Origin of the sequence: Amycolatopsis sp. NBC_00355 (assembly GCF_036104975.1) — a bacterium.
Taxonomy (GTDB): domain Bacteria; phylum Actinomycetota; class Actinomycetes; order Mycobacteriales; family Pseudonocardiaceae; genus Amycolatopsis.
Window position 1 is genome coordinate 7,809,353 of the sequence record NZ_CP107982.1, and the last position, 17,746, is coordinate 7,827,098.

22 protein-coding genes are annotated in these 17,746 nt (G+C 72.0%); 10 read left to right on the forward strand and 12 right to left on the reverse strand.

The window, feature by feature from the left end; genetic code table 11:
* Positions 1-253 precede the first annotated feature (253 nt).
* Positions 254-475 (forward strand): hypothetical protein, encoded by a 222-nt coding sequence (locus OHS18_RS35955; RefSeq protein WP_328613774.1) that lies wholly within the window; start codon positions 254-256, stop codon positions 473-475.
* A gap of 283 nt (positions 476-758) precedes the next feature.
* Positions 759-1,619: a glycosyltransferase family 2 protein gene (locus OHS18_RS35960; RefSeq protein ID WP_328613775.1), complete on the forward strand. Its 861-nt coding sequence runs from the start codon at positions 759-761 to the stop codon at positions 1,617-1,619.
* On the opposite strand, the gene OHS18_RS35965 is transcribed toward OHS18_RS35960, so the two are convergent.
* Positions 1,616-2,107, reverse strand: coding sequence for a hypothetical protein (locus OHS18_RS35965; RefSeq protein WP_328613776.1), 492 nt, complete (start codon positions 2,105-2,107; stop codon positions 1,616-1,618). The genes OHS18_RS35960 and OHS18_RS35965 overlap by 4 nt on opposite strands.
* 142 nt (positions 2,108-2,249) lie before the next feature.
* On the opposite strand from OHS18_RS35965, the gene OHS18_RS35970 reads away from it, so the two are divergent.
* Positions 2,250-3,338 (forward strand): NDP-sugar synthase, encoded by a 1,089-nt coding sequence (locus OHS18_RS35970; protein ID WP_328613777.1) that lies wholly within the window; start codon positions 2,250-2,252, stop codon positions 3,336-3,338.
* A gap of 3 nt (positions 3,339-3,341) precedes the next feature.
* Complete coding sequence (locus OHS18_RS35975) at positions 3,342-4,238, forward strand: DNA-3-methyladenine glycosylase family protein (protein WP_328613778.1); 897 nt, start codon at positions 3,342-3,344, stop codon at positions 4,236-4,238.
* Positions 4,239-4,372: 134 nt separating this feature from the next.
* On the opposite strand, the gene OHS18_RS35980 is transcribed toward OHS18_RS35975, so the two are convergent.
* From OHS18_RS35980 to OHS18_RS36010, 7 genes are read right to left on the reverse strand one after another with little or no spacing between them, the layout of a single operon-like run.
* On the reverse strand, positions 4,373-4,657 hold the full coding sequence (locus OHS18_RS35980; RefSeq protein ID WP_328613779.1) for a hypothetical protein: 285 nt from the start codon (positions 4,655-4,657) through the stop codon (positions 4,373-4,375).
* Between the two features lie 3 nt (positions 4,658-4,660).
* Positions 4,661-5,032 carry a GntR family transcriptional regulator gene (locus OHS18_RS35985; protein WP_328444977.1) on the reverse strand — a complete coding sequence of 124 codons (372 nt, stop codon included), beginning with the start codon at positions 5,030-5,032 and terminating at the stop codon, positions 4,661-4,663.
* Positions 5,029-5,535 carry a hypothetical protein gene (locus tag OHS18_RS35990; RefSeq protein ID WP_328613780.1) on the reverse strand — a complete coding sequence of 169 codons (507 nt, stop codon included), beginning with the start codon at positions 5,533-5,535 and terminating at the stop codon, positions 5,029-5,031. Before OHS18_RS35990 ends, OHS18_RS35985 begins: the two co-directional genes overlap by 4 nt.
* A 27-nt stretch (positions 5,536-5,562) precedes the next feature.
* Positions 5,563-6,108, reverse strand: a complete 546-nt coding sequence (locus OHS18_RS35995) for an NUDIX hydrolase (protein WP_328444973.1) — start codon at positions 6,106-6,108, stop codon at positions 5,563-5,565.
* On the reverse strand, positions 6,105-7,451 hold the full coding sequence (locus OHS18_RS36000) for a coenzyme F420-0:L-glutamate ligase (protein ID WP_328613781.1): 1,347 nt from the start codon (positions 7,449-7,451) through the stop codon (positions 6,105-6,107). The genes OHS18_RS35995 and OHS18_RS36000 overlap by 4 nt, the downstream gene beginning before the upstream one ends.
* Positions 7,444-8,433 carry a 2-phospho-L-lactate transferase gene (gene cofD / locus OHS18_RS36005; protein WP_328613782.1) on the reverse strand — a complete coding sequence of 330 codons (990 nt, stop codon included), beginning with the start codon at positions 8,431-8,433 and terminating at the stop codon, positions 7,444-7,446. Before cofD ends, OHS18_RS36000 begins: the two co-directional genes overlap by 8 nt.
* A complete protein-coding gene (locus tag OHS18_RS36010; RefSeq protein ID WP_328613783.1) occupies positions 8,430-9,224 on the reverse strand; it encodes a GNAT family N-acetyltransferase in 795 nt (264 codons plus the stop codon). Before OHS18_RS36010 ends, cofD begins: the two co-directional genes overlap by 4 nt.
* Positions 9,225-9,276: 52 nt before the next feature.
* On the opposite strand from OHS18_RS36010, the gene OHS18_RS36015 reads away from it, so the two are divergent.
* The 3 genes from OHS18_RS36015 (at position 9,277) to dapC (ending at position 10,980) form a co-directional block, all read left to right on the forward strand.
* The gene (locus OHS18_RS36015) at positions 9,277-9,453 is read left to right on the forward strand and encodes a hypothetical protein (RefSeq protein WP_328444965.1); all 177 of its coding nucleotides are present in this window, start codon (positions 9,277-9,279) and stop codon (positions 9,451-9,453) included.
* 112 nt (positions 9,454-9,565) lie between these two features.
* Positions 9,566-9,892: a ferredoxin gene (gene fdxA / locus OHS18_RS36020; RefSeq protein WP_328444964.1), complete on the forward strand. Its 327-nt coding sequence runs from the start codon at positions 9,566-9,568 to the stop codon at positions 9,890-9,892.
* Entirely contained in the window at positions 9,889-10,980 is a 1,092-nt protein-coding gene (gene dapC / locus OHS18_RS36025; RefSeq protein ID WP_328444963.1) for a succinyldiaminopimelate transaminase, read from the forward strand. Before fdxA ends, dapC begins: the two co-directional genes overlap by 4 nt.
* Here dapC and OHS18_RS36030 read toward each other — a convergent pair.
* A complete protein-coding gene (locus OHS18_RS36030; RefSeq protein WP_328613784.1) occupies positions 10,977-11,624 on the reverse strand; it encodes a TetR/AcrR family transcriptional regulator in 648 nt (215 codons plus the stop codon). The two genes, dapC and OHS18_RS36030, sit on opposite strands and share 4 nt — an antisense overlap.
* A gap of 44 nt (positions 11,625-11,668) precedes the next feature.
* Between OHS18_RS36030 and OHS18_RS36035 the strand changes: the two genes are divergently transcribed.
* Positions 11,669-13,075 (forward strand): FAD-dependent monooxygenase, encoded by a 1,407-nt coding sequence (locus tag OHS18_RS36035; protein ID WP_328613785.1) that lies wholly within the window; start codon positions 11,669-11,671, stop codon positions 13,073-13,075.
* A 108-nt stretch (positions 13,076-13,183) separates the two neighbouring features.
* On the opposite strand, the gene OHS18_RS36040 is transcribed toward OHS18_RS36035, so the two are convergent.
* From OHS18_RS36040 to OHS18_RS36050, 3 genes are all read right to left on the reverse strand, one after another.
* Positions 13,184-14,116 carry a CHAD domain-containing protein gene (locus OHS18_RS36040; protein WP_328613786.1) on the reverse strand — a complete coding sequence of 311 codons (933 nt, stop codon included), beginning with the start codon at positions 14,114-14,116 and terminating at the stop codon, positions 13,184-13,186.
* Between the two features lie 97 nt (positions 14,117-14,213).
* Entirely contained in the window at positions 14,214-15,194 is a 981-nt protein-coding gene (gene dapD / locus OHS18_RS36045; RefSeq protein ID WP_328613787.1) for a 2,3,4,5-tetrahydropyridine-2,6-dicarboxylate N-succinyltransferase, read from the reverse strand.
* 28 nt (positions 15,195-15,222) lie between these two features.
* Positions 15,223-15,630: a hypothetical protein gene (locus OHS18_RS36050; protein ID WP_328618640.1), complete on the reverse strand. Its 408-nt coding sequence runs from the start codon at positions 15,628-15,630 to the stop codon at positions 15,223-15,225.
* A 56-nt stretch (positions 15,631-15,686) separates the two neighbouring features.
* Between OHS18_RS36050 and dapE the strand changes: the two genes are divergently transcribed.
* Both dapE and OHS18_RS36060 read left to right on the forward strand, forming a co-directional pair.
* Positions 15,687-16,757 (forward strand): succinyl-diaminopimelate desuccinylase, encoded by a 1,071-nt coding sequence (gene dapE / locus OHS18_RS36055; protein WP_328613788.1) that lies wholly within the window; start codon positions 15,687-15,689, stop codon positions 16,755-16,757.
* Positions 16,758-16,876: 119 nt separating this feature from the next.
* Positions 16,877-17,689: a DUF3152 domain-containing protein gene (locus tag OHS18_RS36060; protein WP_328613789.1), complete on the forward strand. Its 813-nt coding sequence runs from the start codon at positions 16,877-16,879 to the stop codon at positions 17,687-17,689.
* Positions 17,690-17,746 lie beyond the last annotated feature (57 nt).

The following is a 17,746-nucleotide window of genomic DNA, read 5'->3' on the forward strand; positions in this document are numbered from 1 at the left end:
CCCGTGGGGCCGAGTATGAAAGCCCGTGACGCGTCCGGACGGTCGTCTCACGGGCTTTTCGCTGCCCTCGGACAGTGAGGACCTCGGTGATCAGCGGGCTCGCCCGGCGCCGCCAGTCACCACCCGCGCCGAAGCACCACGCCACTGCGTCGGAGATCCACAGCAACGGTTCGGCTGTCGAGTCGACGTGCTCGTAGGTGAGTTCCGTCTTCGAAGGCCGGACTCCCAGCGCCAGCTGCAAGGTCCGGCGGTCGTGACCGTCGCGGTGGTCGCGGGAGTCCAGGACCAGCCGGTGTGCTCGCAGCCCGAGCAGATCCTCCGCCAGGCGTTCGATGCACCGCTGCCGAGCGGCTTCTTCGGTCTTGGGTGCGCACTCGGCGAGGTAGAGCCGAGCGGAGACCGGCAACGCCGCGATCCGGTCGATGAGCATCCGGCGGCGAGGTTCCTTCTCCTTCTTGAAGTGCAGCTCACTTAAGGACCCGCTGCGGAACGGCACCGGGAGGCGTACGCCAAGGCCTGGTTCCGCCACCTCCGCACCCGCTGACCTCGCGTACCCGGACAGTCGGCTCGCGTACCCGGACCGTCGGCTCGCGTACCTGGACAGTCGGCTCGCGTACTCAGACGGTCGGCTGGTGAACCGACCCTCTGGGCACGCGAGCCGACTGCTCGGGTACATGAGCCGGCCCGCTGGCTTCTTCCACCTTGCTCCTGGCCCGGGGTACCCGATTCACGCTCGGTGACGCGTGGACAATGGCCGGGTGACTGAGGACTCCCGCTATGGCGATGATGTCGGCGTCGTGACCGTGACCTACTTCTCCGAGGACACCCTCGAGCGGTTCCTCGAGACCCTCGAGAAGGCCACAGAGCGCGAGGTCGAGGTGGTCGTCGCGGACAACGCTTCCGTCGAGGGTGCCCTCGAGGAGATCACGCGGCCGCGGGCGAACGTGCGGCTGCTCACCATCGGGGAGAACGTCGGGTACGGGACCGCCGCGAACCGCGGGGTCGCCGAGCTCGACGACCGGTACGGCTGGATCGTCGTCGTCAACCCGGACCTCGAATGGGAGCCCGGCTCGCTCGACGCGCTGCTCGACGCCGCCAAGCGGTGGCCGCGCGGGGGTGCGTTCGGGCCGCTGATCCACGATCTCGACGGCACCGTCTACCCGTCGGCGCGGCTGCTGCCGTCGTTCGGCCGGGGCATCGGCCACGCCGCGTTCGCCAAGGTCTGGCCCGGCAACCCCTGGACCAGGCAGTACCGGCAGGAGACGGGCACGCCCGTCGAGCGTGTCGCGGGCTGGCTGTCCGGCTCGTGCCAGCTGTTCCGCCGGGAGGCGTTCGACTCCGTCAGCGGCTTCGACACGCGCTACTTCATGTACTTCGAGGACGTCGACCTCGGCGACCGGCTGGCCAGGGCCGGCTGGCAGAACGTCTACGTGCCGTCGTCCAGCGTGATGCACGAAGGTGGGCACTCGACGTCGCAGGCGTCGGAGAAGATGCTGAAGGCGCACCACGACAGCGCCTACCGCTACCTCGCCGACCGGCACCAGGGCCTCGCCTGGAAGCCGGTCCTGGCCGCCGTGAAGCTCGGTCTCAAGCTCCGGCTGAAGCTCGAGACCCGCTAGATCCCGTCGAGCCGGCGCGACAGGTCGGACTTGCCGTTGTTCTGCGTCACCGTCGGCACCAGGCCGGTGTCCTCCGGATCGGGCTCCTTCAGCGGGCTCGTGATCGGCTCGGCCTGGGGCCGGCGGGCGAGCGGCGTCGTGACCGGGGTCTTCAACGGCGTCGTCGGGGACGGCGTGCTCAGCGGCGTGGTCACCTGCTGGCGCCGCGCGCCCGAAGCGCTGGTGACGCCCGAGGCGCCGGAGACCTCCAGCCGCCGGGTCGGCGACTTGCCGGCCAGCGGGTGGTCGTTCTCCTCGATCAGCGACGCCGGCAGCTGCGTGGTCGTGTCCGGGTCCTGGCTTCTGTCGAGACCGTCGATGGCGGCCCGCGGTATCTGCTGCGTGTTCGAGGCGTCCATGGGCGAAATGGCGCTGTCCGGTGTCACCACGAACACACTACGTGCCTGGGCTCGTGCGAGCAGGGCGTCCGCCCGATCGCGGGGGTCCATCCCCTCGGCCTCCCGACTGACCCGGGGGCCCTCTGGGGAAAGGCCCGCCTGTTTCCTGTCTAGGGTAGGCCCTCCGGGCGACCTCCGTCAGGGTTTCCCGCGGCTTGTCGCTCAGCGGTGCGTGATACAGGAGGAGATTTCCGTGACGTCCGAGGTCCGAACCGATGCCGTCGACGCCGTCGTGCTGGTCGGGGGCAAAGGCACCCGGCTGCGGCCGCTCACCCTGTCGGCGCCCAAGCCGATGCTCCCGACCGCCGGGACGCCCTACCTGAGCCACCTGTTCTCCCGCATCCGCGAGGCCGGGATCCGGCACGTCGTGCTGGGGACGAGCTACCGCGCGGAGGTGTTCGAGGAGTACTTCGGCGACGGCAAGGCGATCGGGCTGGAGCTGGAGTACGTCGTCGAGGAGGAGCCGCTCGACACCGCGGGCGCGATCCGCAACGTCTACGACAAGCTGCGTGCCGACCACGTGATCGTCTTCAACGGCGACATCATCTCCGGCTCGGACCTCGGCGAGCAGCTGCGCGTGCACCACGACACCGGCGCCGACGTCACGCTGCACCTGCAGCGTGTCCCGGACCCGAGCCGGTTCGGGTCGGTGCCGACCGACGAAACCGGCCGGGTGCAGGCCTTCCTCGAGAAGACGCCGAACCCGCCGACCGACCAGATCAACGCCGGTTGTTACGTCTTCCGCCGCCCGGTGATCGAGTCGATCCCGACCGGGCGCCGCGTCTCGGTGGAGCGCGAGACGTTCCCCGGCCTGCTGGAGCGGGGCGCGCACATCCACGGGTTCGTCGACGCGTCCTACTGGCTGGACGTCGGCACGCCCGAAGCGTTCGTCCGCGGCTCGGCCGACCTGGTGCGGGGCATCGCGCCGACGTCGGCGCTGCCCGGCCGGACCGGCGAGTTCCTGGTCCTCGACGGCGCTTCGGTGGCCGAGGACGCCGAGCTGTCCGGTGGTTCGACCATCGGCGTCGCCGCCGTCGTCGGCTCGGGTGCGAAGATCGACGGCTCGGTCCTGTTCGACGGCGCGGCCGTCTCCGAAGGCGCGATCGTCGAGAACTCGGTGCTCGGGCACGGCGCGCGGGTCGGCGCCGGCGCGGTGCTGCGCGGCGTGGTGCTGGGCGACGGCGTGTCCGTCGGCGCCGGCTGCGAACTGCTCGACGGCGCCCGGATCTGGCCCGACACCGTGCTGCCCGACGGTTCCGTCCGCTTCTCGAGCGACGCGTAGCCGATGTTCTGGCGTCCCGCGTTCGAAGTCGACCTGGGCCGGGTCCTGGGTCCGCTGAAGCGCGGGCGCGGATCGCTCAACATCCTCACCGACGAGCGCGGCATCACCTGGCTCGCGTCGAACACGCCGGACGGCCCCGGCACGCTCGCCCTGCGCAAGCTCACCGACGGCCGGATCGAGGCCGCGGCCTGGGGCGACGGCGCGGACCGGCTGCTCAGCGGCGTCCCGGCGCTGCTCGGCGCGGACGACGACGACAGCGGGTTCGTCGCGCACCACGACGTCGTCGCGCGGGCCCGGCGGGAGAACCCCGGCCTGCGGCTCGGCTCGACCGGGTTCGTGTGGGACTGGCTGGTGCTCGCCGTGCTGGAGCAGAAGGTGACCGGCAAGGAGGCGATCCGGTCGTGGGCGGAGCTGTGCCGCCGGTTCGGCGAGCGGGCGCCCGGGCCGAGCCCGGACCGGCTGCGCGTGCCGCCGACGCCGGTGGCGCTGCGGTCGTTGCACGACTGGCACTGGCACCGCGCGGGCGTCGACATCAAGCGCCGGACGGCGCTGCTCAACGCCGCCCGCGTCGCGCACCACCTGGAACGGGCGGTGGAGCTGCGCGGCCGCGAAGGCCGGCTGCTGCTGCGGCACGTGCCGGGCATCGGCGTCTGGACGGCCGCCGAGATCGCGCAGCGCGCGTGGGGCGACCCGGACGCGGTGAGCTTCGGCGACTACAACATCCCGTCGATGGTGGGGCACGCGCTGCTGGGCGAAAAGCTCGACGACGAAGGGATGGCGGAACTGCTGGTCCCGTACGCGCCCCAACGCCAACGGGCCGTCCGCTACCTCGAGGCGGCCGGCCACCGCCGTCCCCGCTTCGGCCCCCGCATCGAACTACGCGAATACCGCGCCATGTGAGGACCCCCGGAATGTCCTGAAGGGCACCCTCAGGGACGTAAAAGCCATGAGGGTGCCCTTTCAGGACATCCGGAAAGCCGTGAAGGCCTCCTTCCCGGCTATAAGAGCCGGGAAGGAGGCCTTCACGGCTTGTCCTACTGCTGCGGGGGGTAGCCGCCCTGCTGGGGCGGGTACGGCGGCGGCTGCTGGCCGGGGTAGCCCTGCTGCGGCGGGTAGTCCGGTTGCTGCGGGGGATAGCCCGGCTGCTGGCCCGGGTAGCCCTGCTGGGGCGGGTAACCCGGCTGCTGCGGGGGATAGCCCGGGAACTGATGCGGCGGGTACGGCGGCTGCTTCGGCTTCGAGACGTTGATCACGACGATCACGACCGCCGCGATGCCCCCGAGCACCACCAGCAGGATCAACAGCATCAGCGCGGTCACGGGTCAGCCGTTCCCTTCGTCGAGCGCGGCGCGGACGATCGACAGCGCCTCGGTTGCGTCCAGGCCGAGCCTACGGGTGACCGCCGCGTACTCGGCCGCGGCCTGCTGGGCCCGGCGGCGGGTCTGGTCGCCGGACGCGCCGACGAAGCTGCCCGCGCGGCCGCGGGTTTCGATCAGCCCGGCCTCTTCCAGCTCCCGGTAGGCCCGCGCGACCGTGTTCGGCGCGATGCCGAGGTCGACGGCCAGCTGCCGCACGGTGGGCAGCTTCGTGCCGACGGCCAGCGAGCGGTCGTTGATCCGCGCCGCGAGCCCGGCGCGCACCTGCTCGAACGGCGGCACCGGGGACGCGCTGTCGAAGGGGACGATCGGGCTCACCAGCTCTGCGGCCCCGCTCCCGGACCGGGCGGCGGCTGCTGCGGCGGGTAGTACCCCTGCGGCGGCGTGCCCTGCGGCACCGGCGCGAAGCCCGGCTGCTGCGGCGGGAATCCCGGCTGCGGCGGGGCGAAGCCGGCTTGCGGCCGCGGAAACCCTTGCGACGGCGGCGGGAAACCCGGCTGCGGCGGGGTGAAGCCGGCTTGCTGCTGCGGAAAACCTTGTGACGGCGGCGGCCCCTGCGGCGCCGGCGCGAACCCACCCGGCTGCGGGAAGCTCTGCGACGGCGGCGCGAACCCCTGCTGCGGCGGGAAGTTCGCGGTGGGGAACGACCCGCCGTTCTTCATCGCCTCCGCGCGGCGCATCTTCGACACCCGCACCGCGACGACGATCACGAACACGATGATCGCCAGGATCAGCAGGCCGACGACGATGTAGCCGAACACCCCGCTGCCGCTGCCGCCGCCGGAGTGGATGTGCACCCGCTCGGGGAACTGCGTAGCCATCTGGTTCCTCCCTCTCCCGGGTCCAGGCTAGTGCCCGGCACCGACGGAAACGGCCGCTTTCACCAGATCGGCGAGATCTTCGGAGCCGGCCGGGAGCGCGTCCACCGGCCACCACCGCAGGTCGTCGGACTCGTCGCTGCGCACCGGCTCCGCGCCCGGCGGCGCGTGCACGGCGTAGCGGACGTCGAAGTGCCGCGTGGGCACCCCCAGCGAGCAGGTGATCGGGTGGACGTCCAGGTGCACCGGCGCGGCCCCGATCCGCAGGCCGGCGATGCCGGACTCCTCGGTCGCCTCCCGCAGCGCCGCGTCGGCCACGGACACGTCGGAAGGTTCGCAGTGCCCGCCGAGCTGCAGCCACCGCCCGACGCGCGGGTGCAGCGTGAGCAGCACCCGCGTGCCGGTGTGGTCCAGCAGCACCGCGGACGCCGTCAGGTGCCCGGCCTCGCACGAGCGGCTGCAGGTGTCCTCCCGCGCCGCGAGGAACCCGAGGAACGCCTGGCGCAGCGACTCCTGGGAAGGCTCGGCCGGCCGCCAGGAAACCAGCGTCGCGACGGCGTCGGCGTGCAAGCTCACAGCTCCAGCAGCCCTTCGCCGGCCGCGGCCGGGCCGCGCGGGTCCGGCTCGGACAGCGGGATGCCGATCGCGACCGAGCCGAGCGGCTGCCAGCGCTCGTCCAGGCCGAGGACGTCGCGGACGACGTCGGCGGCGAAGATCGTCGACCCGATCCAGCACGAGCCGAGGCCTTCGGCGGCGAGCGCGACCAGCAGGCCCTGCACCGCGGCGCCGCCGGCGACGGTGAACATCGTCTTCTCGCAGTCGTTGCGGCGGGCGTCGGGGTAGGTGTGCGCGCCGTCCGGCACCAGGAACGGGATGACGATTTCCGGGGCCCGGTAAAGGATGTCGCCGCGGCTGAGCCGCTTCTCGACCTGCTCCGGGGTGAATTCGTCGCCGTTCAGGTCGGCCTGCCACGATTCGCGCATCGCGTCGAGCAGTTCCTTGCGCTTCGCGCCGTCGCGCAGCCAGACGAACCGCACCGGGTGCGTGTGGTGCGGCGCGGGCGCGGTCAGCGCGGAGCCGACGGCCCGCCGGATCGACGTCGGCGAGACCGGTTCGTCGCTGAACTGCCGCACCGAGCGCCGGGCCGGTACGGCTTCCCGGCGGCCCTGCGCGATGGCTTCGTTGGCGCCCAGCCGGAACAGGTCTTCTTCGAGGGGGCGGATGAGTGTCCGCGCGGTCGACCCGTCGTCGAAGATGTCGAAGCCGCGGACGACGGCGACCGGCGTCCCGCCCAGTTTGCCCTTGACCAGGTCGGCCGCCGAGGCCAGCTCGTCGGCGACCGCGACCTCGGTGACGGCGAGTTCGTTGCCCTGGCCGTCGATCGTGCCCCGGTAGGCGTGCAGCACGCGCAGCCCGGACGAGCCGATCGCGTTGTCGGTCTGCCCGATCCGCCAGGCGCGGCCCATGGTGTCGGTGACGACCACGGCGACCTCGACGCCGAGCCGTTCGCGCAGCCCGTTGCGCAACGCCAACGCCGACGCGTCGGGGTCGGCCGGCAGCAGCGCGACCTCGTCACCGGCCACATTGGACGCGTCGATGCCGGACGCCGCCTGCACGATGCCCAGCGGGTTCTCGGTGATCACCGTGCGGGCGATCCGCGCGACGATCCGCACGGCTTCCTGCTCGACGAGCTTGCGGCGGGCGGCGTCGCGGGCCTCGGGATCCGTCGGTACGCGGACGAGCCTGCCCTCGGCCTTCGAGACGATCTTGCTGGTCACGACCAAGACGTCGCCGGAGCGCAGCCAGGGCGCGGCCGTGACGATCGCGCCGGTCAGGTCGTCACCCGGGCGGAACTCGGGCAGCCCGGTGACGGGCAGGATCTCCAGCTTCGCGGAAGCGTGGTCAGCGGTGTCACTCAACGGGGGCTCCAGCGAGTTCGAGAGCGGCGCGGGCCATCGCCGCGGTCGCGTCCACATCGGACATCAGTAGCGGCACGTCGCGGACGGTCACGCCCGGCACGTCGGCCGTCTCGCCTTCGGCGATCAGCCAGCCGTCGAGCACGCCGTCGTCCTTGCGCGAGCCGTAGTGCCGGCCCACGGCCTCGGCCGACGTCTCGACGCCGATCGCGGTCAGGCACGCGTCGGCCATCCCGCGCAGCGCCTTGCCGCCGATGATCGGGGACACCCCGACCATACCGGCGGACGTCTTGCGCAGCGCGTCCCGGATCCCCGGCACACCCAACGTCGTGCCGACCGACACCACCGGGTTCGACGGCGCGAACAGGACCGCGTCGGCGCCCGCGATGGCTTCGAGCACGCCCGGCGCGGGCTTGGCCTCGTCGGAGCCGACGGCGACGATCGAGTGCGCCTTCGGCTCGGCGCGGTAGCGCACCCACCACTCCTGGAAGTGGATGGCCTTCTGCTGGCCGTCCTGCTCCGGGTCGTCGATCACGACGTGCGTCTCGACGCGGTCGTCCGACATCGGCAGCAGCCGGACGCCGGGCTGCCAGCGGTCGCACAGGGCCTCGGTCACCGCGGACAGCGGGTAGCCCGCGCGCAGCATCCGGGACCGGATCAGGTGGGTGGCGATGTCCTTGTCACCGAGCCCGAACCAGTCCGGGTCGGCGCCGTAGGCCGCCAGCTCCTCCTTGACCACCCAGGTCTCGCCCGAGTGTCCCCAGCCGCGCTCCTTGTCGATCCCGCCGCCCAGGGTGTACATGCAGGTGTCGAGGTCCGGGCAGATCCGCAGGCCGTGCATCCAGACGTCGTCGCCGGTGTTGACCAGCGCCGTCACCTCGTGCGGCGACTCGCTCGCACCCTCCGGCGCCATGCCCAGCGCCGCCTTCACACCCAGCAGGAACCGGGCCCCGCCCACTCCGCCGACCATCACCACGATCTTCACGACGTCGGATCTTCCTCTCCCTCGATGCGCGAGCCGGGTGCGGGCACCCAGTAGCGGTAGCGGTGGTGCGGGGCGTACCCGAGCCCCGAGTAGAGCGCGAGCGCGCCCTCGTTGCCTTCCGCGACCTGCAACACCGCGTGGCCGGCTCCCTGTTCCACGCCCCAGGCGCCCAGCGCCCCCATCAGCGCGGACGCGAGCCCGCGGCGCCGGAAGGCCGGGGCGACCTCGAGCCGCCCGACGTGCAGCCAGCCGTCGACCAGCGCGCCGCGCACGACACCGGCGGTGACGCCGTCGAGCGTCGCGACGCCGTAGCCGACCTTCCCGCCGGTCAGGACCTGCCGCGCGGCGGGGGAGTCCTCGCCGGGCCCGAGCGTCAGCTCCCACCAGCCGGGGGTGGGCTCATCCGGCACTTTCACGTGAAAGTGACCACCTGGGGGCGGCACTTTCACGTGAAAGTGCCGCTCTGGCGTCAGCGGCGCGGTGAGCACGACGACCTCGTGGCCGCGGCGGTGGCCCTTCGCCTCGACCCAGCCCCCGGCGGCGATCGCGTGCTCGTTCGGGCTGTCGCGGACCACCTGCGCCATCGGCGGGATCCCCCGATCGTGGGCGAAGTCACACACCGCGTCCAGGGCCTCGCGGACCGGCCGTCCGGCGTCCCCGACGGCCAGCACACTGTTCGCACGGCCGGTGAAGCCGCCGGCCCAGCGCAGCACCCAATCGCCGAGGGACTGCTCGGTGAGCGGGGGCCAGGCCCGGCTGCAGCGGATCTCAAGCATTTCGGGACCGTTCACGGCTAGATTGTCCCTGAGGCGGCGAACCGATTTCCGAAGGAGGCCGGGTGCGATGGGCGTCCAGCGCAAGGACGAACGGCACAAGGAAGAGCTGGTCGACGACATCTCCGAAGGCTTCAACCGTGCTGTCGGGGCGAAGCAGGACGAAGACGGTGCGCCGGCGCAGCCCAAGTTCGTGATCACCGGCGACGCCCGCGCCACGCCGCCCAAGCGCCGCCGCGACCGTTGATCCCCGCCATACCCCGAGTATGGCTAAGGGTTGCCTCACCATCCCGACCGGTGCCCGTCCCGCGTAATGTCGGCGGCGACTGGCTGTTGGCAGAGAAAAGCAGGAGTGCGCAGTGACCTACGTGATCGCCGAGCCCTGCGTCGACTTGCTCGACAAGGCGTGTATCGACGAGTGCCCCGTGGATTGCATCTACGAGGGCGAACGCATGCTGTACATCCACCCGGACGAGTGCGTCGACTGCGGCGCCTGCGAACCGGTCTGCCCGGTCGAGGCGATCTACTACGAGGACGACGTCCCGGACAACTGGTCGGACTACACCAAGGCCAACGTCGACTTCTTCGACGAGCTGGGCTCGCCGGGCGGCGCGTCGAAGGTCGGCAAGACCGCCCACGACCCCGCCTTCGTCAAGGCGCTGCCCCCTCAGCCTCAGGGCGAATGAGCCGCGTCGCGCTGCCCGACTTCCCCTGGGATTCGCTCGCCGAGGTCAAGGCCACGGCGCAGGCGCATCCCGGCGGGGTCGTCGACCTTTCGATCGGCACGCCCGTCGACCCGGTCCCGGCCGGCATCCGTGACGCCTTGGCGTCGGTCTCGGAGATCCCCGGGTACCCGACGACCCACGGCATCCCGGCGCTGCGCGCGGCGGCCATCGCCGCGCTCGGCCGCCGCCATGGGGTCACCGGCATCGAGGCCGGCGCCGTGCTGCCGACGATCGGGTCCAAGGAGGCCGTCGCCTGGCTGCCGCGGCTGCTCGGCTTCGGCGAGGGTGACGTCGTCGTCATCCCGGAGCTGGCCTACCCGACCTACGAGGTCGGGGCGCTGCTCGCGGGCGCGTCGATCCTGCGCTCCGACGGCTTGACGGCGCTGGGCCCGCAGCGCCCGGCGATGATCTGGCTGAACTCGCCGTCCAACCCGACCGGCAAGGTGCTGCCCGTCGAGCACCTGCGCAAGGTCGTCGAGTGGGCGCGCGAGCGTGACGTCGTCGTGGTGTCCGACGAGTGCTACCTGGCGCTGGGCTGGGAGACCGACCCGCTGTCGGTGCTGCACCCGGACGTCTCGGGCGGCAGTACCGAGGGCCTGATCGCGGTGCACTCGCTGTCGAAGTCGGCGAACCTGGCCAGCTACCGCGCCGGGTTCCTGACCGGTGACCCGCGGCTGATCGCGCAGCTGCTGGAGATCCGCAAGCACGCGGGCATGATCGTGCCGCGCCCGGTCCAGGAGGCGATGGTCGCCGCCCTGACCGACGACGAGGCCCTGGCCGCGCAACGCGAGCGCTACGCCCGCCGTCGGCTGGCACTGCGGAAGGCGTTGCAGGACAACGGGTTCCGCATCGACTTCTCCGAAGCCGGCCTGTACCTGTGGGCCACCCGCGACGAGGACGCGCACGCGACGGTGGCGTGGCTCGCCGACCGCGGCATCCTGGTGGCGCCGGGCACGTTCTACGGCCCGACCGGCCGCCGGCACGTCCGCGTCGCGCTGACGGCGACCGATGAGCGGGTCGACGCGGCTGTGGAGCGCTTGAGCGCCTAGTAGTCCCGGCCGGTGAAACCCCGGTAGACGAACCGGGTGAGGGCCTCGACCGCCTCTTCGTCGGTCGGTGGGGTCCAGCCGGTGGGGGCCGGGTCGAGCAGCCACATCTGCGCGAAACTGTCGACCAGCCGGTACATCATCACGATGCTCAGGTCCAGCCGCGCCGGCAGCCGCATGCCCGCGGCCGTGATGTGCTCGAGGTGTCCGTTGAGGTCCGCCGCCTGGGTGGCGCCGAAGCCGGCGAGGGTGCGGGCGAACGCGTCGTTCACGAGCGCCGCCTGGCCGAGGGCGCGCATCGTCGACGCGTGCTCCTTGTAGAACTCCCAGTACTGCGCCACGTGCCAGCGCACGGCCGCCGGGTCGCTGAAGTCCGAGAGGTGGCCCTCGGTCAGCGCGCTCTCGTCGCTTGAGGTCGCGATGTCGGCCAGGAGCGCTTCGAGCAGCTCTTCCTTGCTGGCGAAATGGTTGTAGAACGACCCCGCCGCGCGCCCGGCCTCCGCCGTGATGTCGGTGATCTTGGTGTTCAGGTAGCCCTTGTGCGCGAACACGCGCCGGGCCGCCGCCTTCAGCGCGGCCTCGGTCTCCGCGGCCTTCTCCTTGCGGTTCACCGCCACCTCCTTGACGCGGGACGCTAGCAGTGCCATTCTGAATCCAGATTCACTGAATTTCAATTCACTGGGAGGACGACATGGACACCACGGTGCTGATCGCGGGGGCGGGCCCGACCGGGCTGACGCTGGGCATCGAGCTGGCGCGGCGCGACGTCGCCGTGCGGATCATCGACAAGGCCGAGACGTTCTTCGTCGGCTCACGCGGCGACGGCCTGCAGCCGCGCACCCTGGAGGTCTTCGAGGATCTCGGCGTGCTCGACGCGGTGCTCGCGCAGGGCGCCGCGCCGGTGCCGATGAAGATCCACCTCGGCGGCGAGGTTGTCGGCGAGCGGCTGATGTTCGACCCGGTCGAGCCGACGCCGGCGAAGCCGTACCCGACCGGCTGGTTCCTCGGCCAGTCGCAGACCGAGGGCATCCTGCGCGACCGGCTCGCCGAGTTCGGCGTGCGCGTCGAACCGGCCACCGCGCTGAGCGGTTTCGAGCAGGACGCCGACGGCGTCACGGCCACGCTGAGCACGGGCGAGACGGTCCGCGCGGCCTACCTGGTCGGAGCCGACGGCGGCAAGAGCCTCGTGCGCAAGGCGCTGGGGATCGCCTTCGAGGGCAGCACCGACGAGTCGATCCGGATGCTGCTCGGCGACGTCCGGGCGGAGGGTCTCGATCGCGGCTACGGCCACTGGTTCGCGACGCCGGAGAACCCGATGAGCGGCATGATGTTCAGCCCGCTGCCGGGCACCCCGCACTTCCAGTTCGGCTCGCCGCTGGGTGACGGCGACGTGGACGTCGAAACCGCGCTGCCCGCGGTCCAGGCCCGGCTCGACGCGCTGAGCGGCGGCGGCGTCGTGCTGTCCGACCTGGCGTGGTCGACGGTCTGGCGGCCGAACATCCGGCTGGCGGCGCGCTTCCGCGACGGCCGGGTCTTCCTGGCCGGCGACGCGGCGCACGTCCACCCGCCGACCGGCGGCCAGGGGCTCAACACCGGCGTCCAGGACGGTTACAACCTGGGCTGGAAGCTCGCCGACGGCGCACCCGAGCTGCTCGACAGCTACGAGGAGGAGCGCCGGACCGTCGCGGCCCGGGTGCTGGGCGTCTCGACGGGGCTGCTGCAGAAGTACAAGGACGGCGACGAGGACGCGCACAAGCGCGGCGAGGACACCCAGCAGCTGGACATCACCTACCGCGGCGGCCCGCTGTCCCCGGCCGGCACGGGCGCGCTGCGGCCGGGCGACCGCGCGCCGGATGCCCCGCTCACGGACGCCAACGGCAAGCGCGTCCGCCTGTTCGAGCTGTTCAGGGGCCCACACGCGACAGAACTGACCTTCGGCGACGCCCCTTCGGACGGCTACCGCATCCTGCCCGCCGGAAGCGTGGCAACGGGCACGGACCTGGTCGACGACGGCGGCCACGCGTACGCGGCCTACGAGGCCGAGGGCGGCCGCACGGTGCTGATCCGCCCGGACAACTACGTCTGGTCGATCTCCTGACGAAACCGCCCCTTTTCGACCGTTCGCCCGGCCCGAAGACGTCACTTTCCCTAGGAAAGATGCGTCTCGGGGGCCCGAATCCGCATCTTTCCTAGGGAAAGTGACGGGTCAGGCGTGGAGGGCCTTGGCGGCGGTGTCGACGGCTTCCCAGGCAGCTCGCCACGTCGCGCGGGCCTCGGCCCGGCGGGTCAGTTCGCGCTCCGCGATGCGGCCGGCCACGAAGCCGATCGCGCTGTCGCCGGTGTCCAGGACCGTGCGCATCCGCTCGGCCGCGAGCACCGCGTCCTGGTGGTCACCCAGCACCGTCTGGAAGTCTTTTGTGGCTTTGAGCAGGTCCTTGATCCGCGCCGCTTGCTTCTTCTTCGCCGACGTCTGGGCCAGCTCGGCGGCGTACCGCAGCTTCTTGCCGTGGATGCGCAGGGCGTGCAGGTCGTCGTCCGGCGGGTCGGCGGGCAGCGCGCCCACCGCCTTGGTGAGCTTGCGGTGCGGTTTGGCCAGCGCGGCGATCAAGTCACGCTGCGGAACGTCCACAGTGGACGGCGTCGCCCGTGTCAGCAGGCTGACCTCGTGCAGCAGCGTCGAGTACCGGGCGCTGGACAGGGCCCGGGTGAGCCGCCCCTTCGCCGTCGCGCGCTCGGAGACGAACCGGGAGACCAGCTGCCGGCCGGCGGGCTGGTCGCGGACCTCGAAGTCGGCGATGACCTCGCGCAGGTGCTCGATCAGGACGTCGTGGTCGCGCACCTCGCCGAGCGACTGGCCGAGCCAGCCCAGCTCGGCCCGCACCGGCTCGGCGCCGTCACCGACCAGCTCACCCGAGAGCTTGAGCACGCTGCGCATCCGCCGCAGGGCGACGCGCATCTGATGCAGGTCCTCGGGGTCGGCGCCGGAGCGCGTGCCGGGCTCGTGCGCGAGCAGCGCGCGGATCTCCCGGTCGAGCTTGGCGCGCACGTGGTGGACCGCCGGATCCGCCGGCCGGGCCTCGACCGGGACGTCGGGCAGCCCCAGCTCGGCCGGGGTGTGGGGCAACGATTCGGTGGTCACCGGATGAATGGTAGGTGAACAACCCGACGTCACCCAAAAAGCCGTGAAGGCCTCCTTACCGGCTGTAATCGCTGGCGAGGAGGCCTTCACGGATGGCTCAGTTGGCGTGCAGCATCGCGTTCAGCTCGACGCCGGAGCCCGCGCGCGCGACGACCTCGACCGCGCCGGTGCCGGAGTTGCGCCGGAAGACCGCGTTCGAGACGCCGTTGAGCTCGCGGGCCTTGACGACCTTGCCGTCCACGACGACCTTCGTGCCCGCCGTGACGTACAGCCCGGCCTCGACGACCGTGTCGTCGCCCAGGGAGATGCCGATGCCGCCGTTCGCGCCGATCAGGCAGCGCTCGCCCAGCGAGATCGTCTCCTTGCCGCCGCCCGAGAGCGTCCCCATGATCGACGCGCCGCCGCCGACGTCGGAGCCGTCGCCGACCACCACGCCGGCCGAGATCCGGCCTTCGACCATGGACGCGCCGAGCGTGCCGGCGTTGAAGTTGACGAAGCCCTCGTGCATCACGGTCGTGCCGCTCGCCAGGTGGGCGCCGAGGCGGACGCGGTCCGCGTCGCCGATCCGGACGCCGGCGGGCATGACGTAGTCGACCATCCGCGGGAACTTGTCGACGCTGTAGACGGTCACCGCGCCGCGCGCCCGCAGCCGCAGCCGGGTCGCCTCGAAGCCCTCGACCGGGCACGGGCCGTGGTTGGTCCACACGACGTTCGCCAGCAGGCCGAACAGGCCGTCGAGGCTCTGGCCGTGCGGCCGGACCAGCCGGTGCGAGAGCAGGTGCAGGCGCAGGTAGACGTCGTGCGTGCCGGCCGGCGCGTCGGCCAGCTTGCCGATCGTCGTGCGGACGGCGACGACCTCGACCCCGCGGTCGGTGTCCGGGCCCAGCAGCGCCGCGGCGGCCTCGCCGAGCAGCTCGGTGGTCTCTTCCGCGCTCAGGACTTCGGTGCCGGACGTGCCCGCGTCCACCAGCTTGGGCTGCGGGTACCAGGTGTCGAGGACCGTCCCGTCGGTAGCGACGGTGGCCAGCCCGACGCCGGTGGCGCCGGTCGTTTCGGGGTTCGGGGTCTGCTCGCTCACGGCCCCAACCGTAGTGGAGTGACCTGGGTCAACCCTCTGTGGGCCGGGCGTCGACCTGCTTCTTCAGCCCCGAAAGGGCGGCGGCGATGTCGACCAGCGCCTGCGTGCAGGGCCCGCCCGGGTCGGCGACCGTGGTGCAGCCGGTGGTCCGGAACGTGCCGACGGCCCGTTCGAGCCCAGCCGCCTCGGTGACCAGCTGCGGGTCCTTGTCGCCGGCGCGCTTGCGGGCCGAGCCGGGGATGCTGCCGAGCTCCGTGACGTACTTCTCGCAGCCCTTCGGCAGCTGGGTCCGCGGGCTGGCGTAGCACTGGTCGGCGGTCAGCGCGGCCAGCTTCGTCGGGAGCGCGTCCGGGCCGGGTTCGCCGCCCTGTTTCGGCGTCGGGCCGGCCTCGCGGCCACAGCCGGACAGGAGCAGGACCAGCAACGCGCCGCCCACGGCGACCGGGAACCTAACCACGCACCCACGGTAGCCCTGCCGGTAGCGTGCCGGTCATGAGCCTCGACCTGCACGCCGACCCCGTCGACCTCACCGCCGCGCTGGTGGACGTCTTCAGCGTCTCCGGCAGCGAAGCGGAGCTCGCGACGTTGGTGCAGGAAGCGCTGCTGAAGCAGGCGCCGCACCTCGAGGTCGTCCGCAACGGTGACGCCGTCCTGGCGCGGACCGACCTGGGCCGCGGGTCGCGGGTCGTGCTCGCCGGGCACCTGGACACCGTGCCGGAGAACGGCAACCGGCCGTCGCGGCGCGAGGGCACGGGTGACGACGAGACCCTGCACGGCCTCGGCACGGTCGACATGAAGAGCGGCGACGCGGTGTTCCTGCACCTCGCCGCGACGCTCCGGGAGCCGAAGCACGACATCACGTTCGTCTTCTACGACAACGAAGAGATCGAAGCGGTCAAGAACGGCCTCGGCCGGATCGAGCGCGAGCTGCCGGAATGGCTGGCCGGTGACCTGGCGATCGTCGGCGAGCCGTCGAACGGCGTCATCGAGGCCGGCTGCCAGGGCACGATGCGCGTCGAGCTGCGGTTTTCGGGCAAGCGCGCGCACACGGCGCGGGCGTGGATGGGGGAGAACGCGATCCACGCGCTCGCCGAGCCGCTGCGGCGGCTGGCGGAGTACGAGCCGCGGATCGTCGACATCGACGGCCTGACCTACCGCGAGGGCCTGCAGGCGACTTCGGTCGGCGGCGGGGTGGCGGGCAACGTCGTACCGGACGCGGCGGTCCTGACGGTGAACCATCGCTTCGCCCCGGACCGCGACCCGGCGGCGGCGGAGAAACACCTGCGCGAGGTCTTCGCGGGCTTCGAACTATCCGTTGTGGACCTTTCGCCGGGCGCCCTGCCGGGCCTGTCGGCCCCTGCGGCGGCGGAGCTGGTGGCGGCCGCGGGCGGCCAGGCGGCGGCGAAGCTGGGCTGGACGGACGTGGCGCGCTTCGCGGCGCTGGGGATGCCGGCGGTGAACTTCGGCCCGGGCAACCCGACCCTGGCGCACACCCAGGAGGAGAACGTCCGCACAGCGGAGATCCGCCAGGTGACAGACGTGCTCCGCAAGTTCCTGAGCTGAGTGTCGGGCGTCACACCCGAAGGTCCTGAACTGCGGTGAAGCTCTACAGTCGCGCGAGCTTGCAACCTTTCCCCGGTGCGAGCCGTATCCACTGGTGACGCCACTGTTGGGGAGGACCCATGCCGAAAACCGCAGCAAGACGGGCCGCGGCCGTCGCCGTGCTCGCCTTGGCGGTGGCCGGTGCCCTGACCGCCTGTGAAGGCCAGCCCGTCGCGGCGCCCGCGGCCGGGCCCGTGGTCATGGCCATCGGGGACGCGACGTCCGTGCCGCCCCCGCCCGCCGAACAGCCGGTCCAGGCGCAGCAGCCGCAGACCCAGGCGCAGACCGTCCTGATCACCTTCCCGCAGACCGGGTCGGGCCAGTGGATGTTCACCCCGGGCAGCGACCAGGTGGCCGGCACCCAAGGCCGGCTGATGCGGTACCGGATCGCGCTGGAGACCGACATCGACGGCGTCGGGCCCGCCGAGTTCGCCAAGGACATCCGGACCATCCTCGGCGACCCGCGCGGCTGGACCGGCGGCGGCGAGTGGCGGCTGCAGCAGGTCGGCCCGGACGACAGCGCCGACTTCACGATCTACCTGGCGACTCCGGCCAGCCGTGACAAGCTCTGCGGCGGCACCCCGGACGGCTACACGTCGTGCCGCAACGGCAGCAACGTCGTGCTGAACGTCGCCCGCTGGGCCAACGCCGTCCCGAACTACGGCGCGCCGCTCGCGTTGTACCGCCAGTACATGGTCACGCACGAGACCGGGCATCGCCTGGGCCAGGGCCACGAGCTGTGCCCCGGCGCGGGAAAACCGGCGCCGGTGATGGAGCAGCAGACGCTCGGCCTGCACGGCTGCGTCCCGAACCCGTGGCCGTTCCCGAACGGCCGCACCTACGCCGGCCCGTCCGGCGAGTACAACGACCCCATCCCCGACGGCGACTCGTAAAGCCGTGAAGGACTCCTTACCGGCCATAAGAGCCGGTAAGGAGTCCTTCACGGCTTT

Coding starts and splice junctions, on each gene's coding strand:
- OHS18_RS35965 (WP_328613776.1), bottom strand. CDS start 2,107: ATGGACCCCCGCGATCGGGCGGACGCCCTGCTCGCACGAGCCCAGGCA.
- OHS18_RS35975 (WP_328613778.1), top strand. CDS start 3,342: ATGTTCTGGCGTCCCGCGTTCGAAGTCGACCTGGGCCGGGTCCTGGGT.
- OHS18_RS35990 (WP_328613780.1), bottom strand. CDS start 5,535: ATGGCTACGCAGTTCCCCGAGCGGGTGCACATCCACTCCGGCGGCGGC.
- OHS18_RS36015 (WP_328444965.1), top strand. CDS start 9,277: ATGGGCGTCCAGCGCAAGGACGAACGGCACAAGGAAGAGCTGGTCGAC.
- dapC (WP_328444963.1), top strand. CDS start 9,889: ATGAGCCGCGTCGCGCTGCCCGACTTCCCCTGGGATTCGCTCGCCGAG.
- OHS18_RS36030 (WP_328613784.1), bottom strand. CDS start 11,624: ATGGCACTGCTAGCGTCCCGCGTCAAGGAGGTGGCGGTGAACCGCAAG.
- OHS18_RS36035 (WP_328613785.1), top strand. CDS start 11,669: ATGGACACCACGGTGCTGATCGCGGGGGCGGGCCCGACCGGGCTGACG.
- dapE (WP_328613788.1), top strand. CDS start 15,687: ATGAGCCTCGACCTGCACGCCGACCCCGTCGACCTCACCGCCGCGCTG.
- OHS18_RS36060 (WP_328613789.1), top strand. CDS start 16,877: ATGCCGAAAACCGCAGCAAGACGGGCCGCGGCCGTCGCCGTGCTCGCC.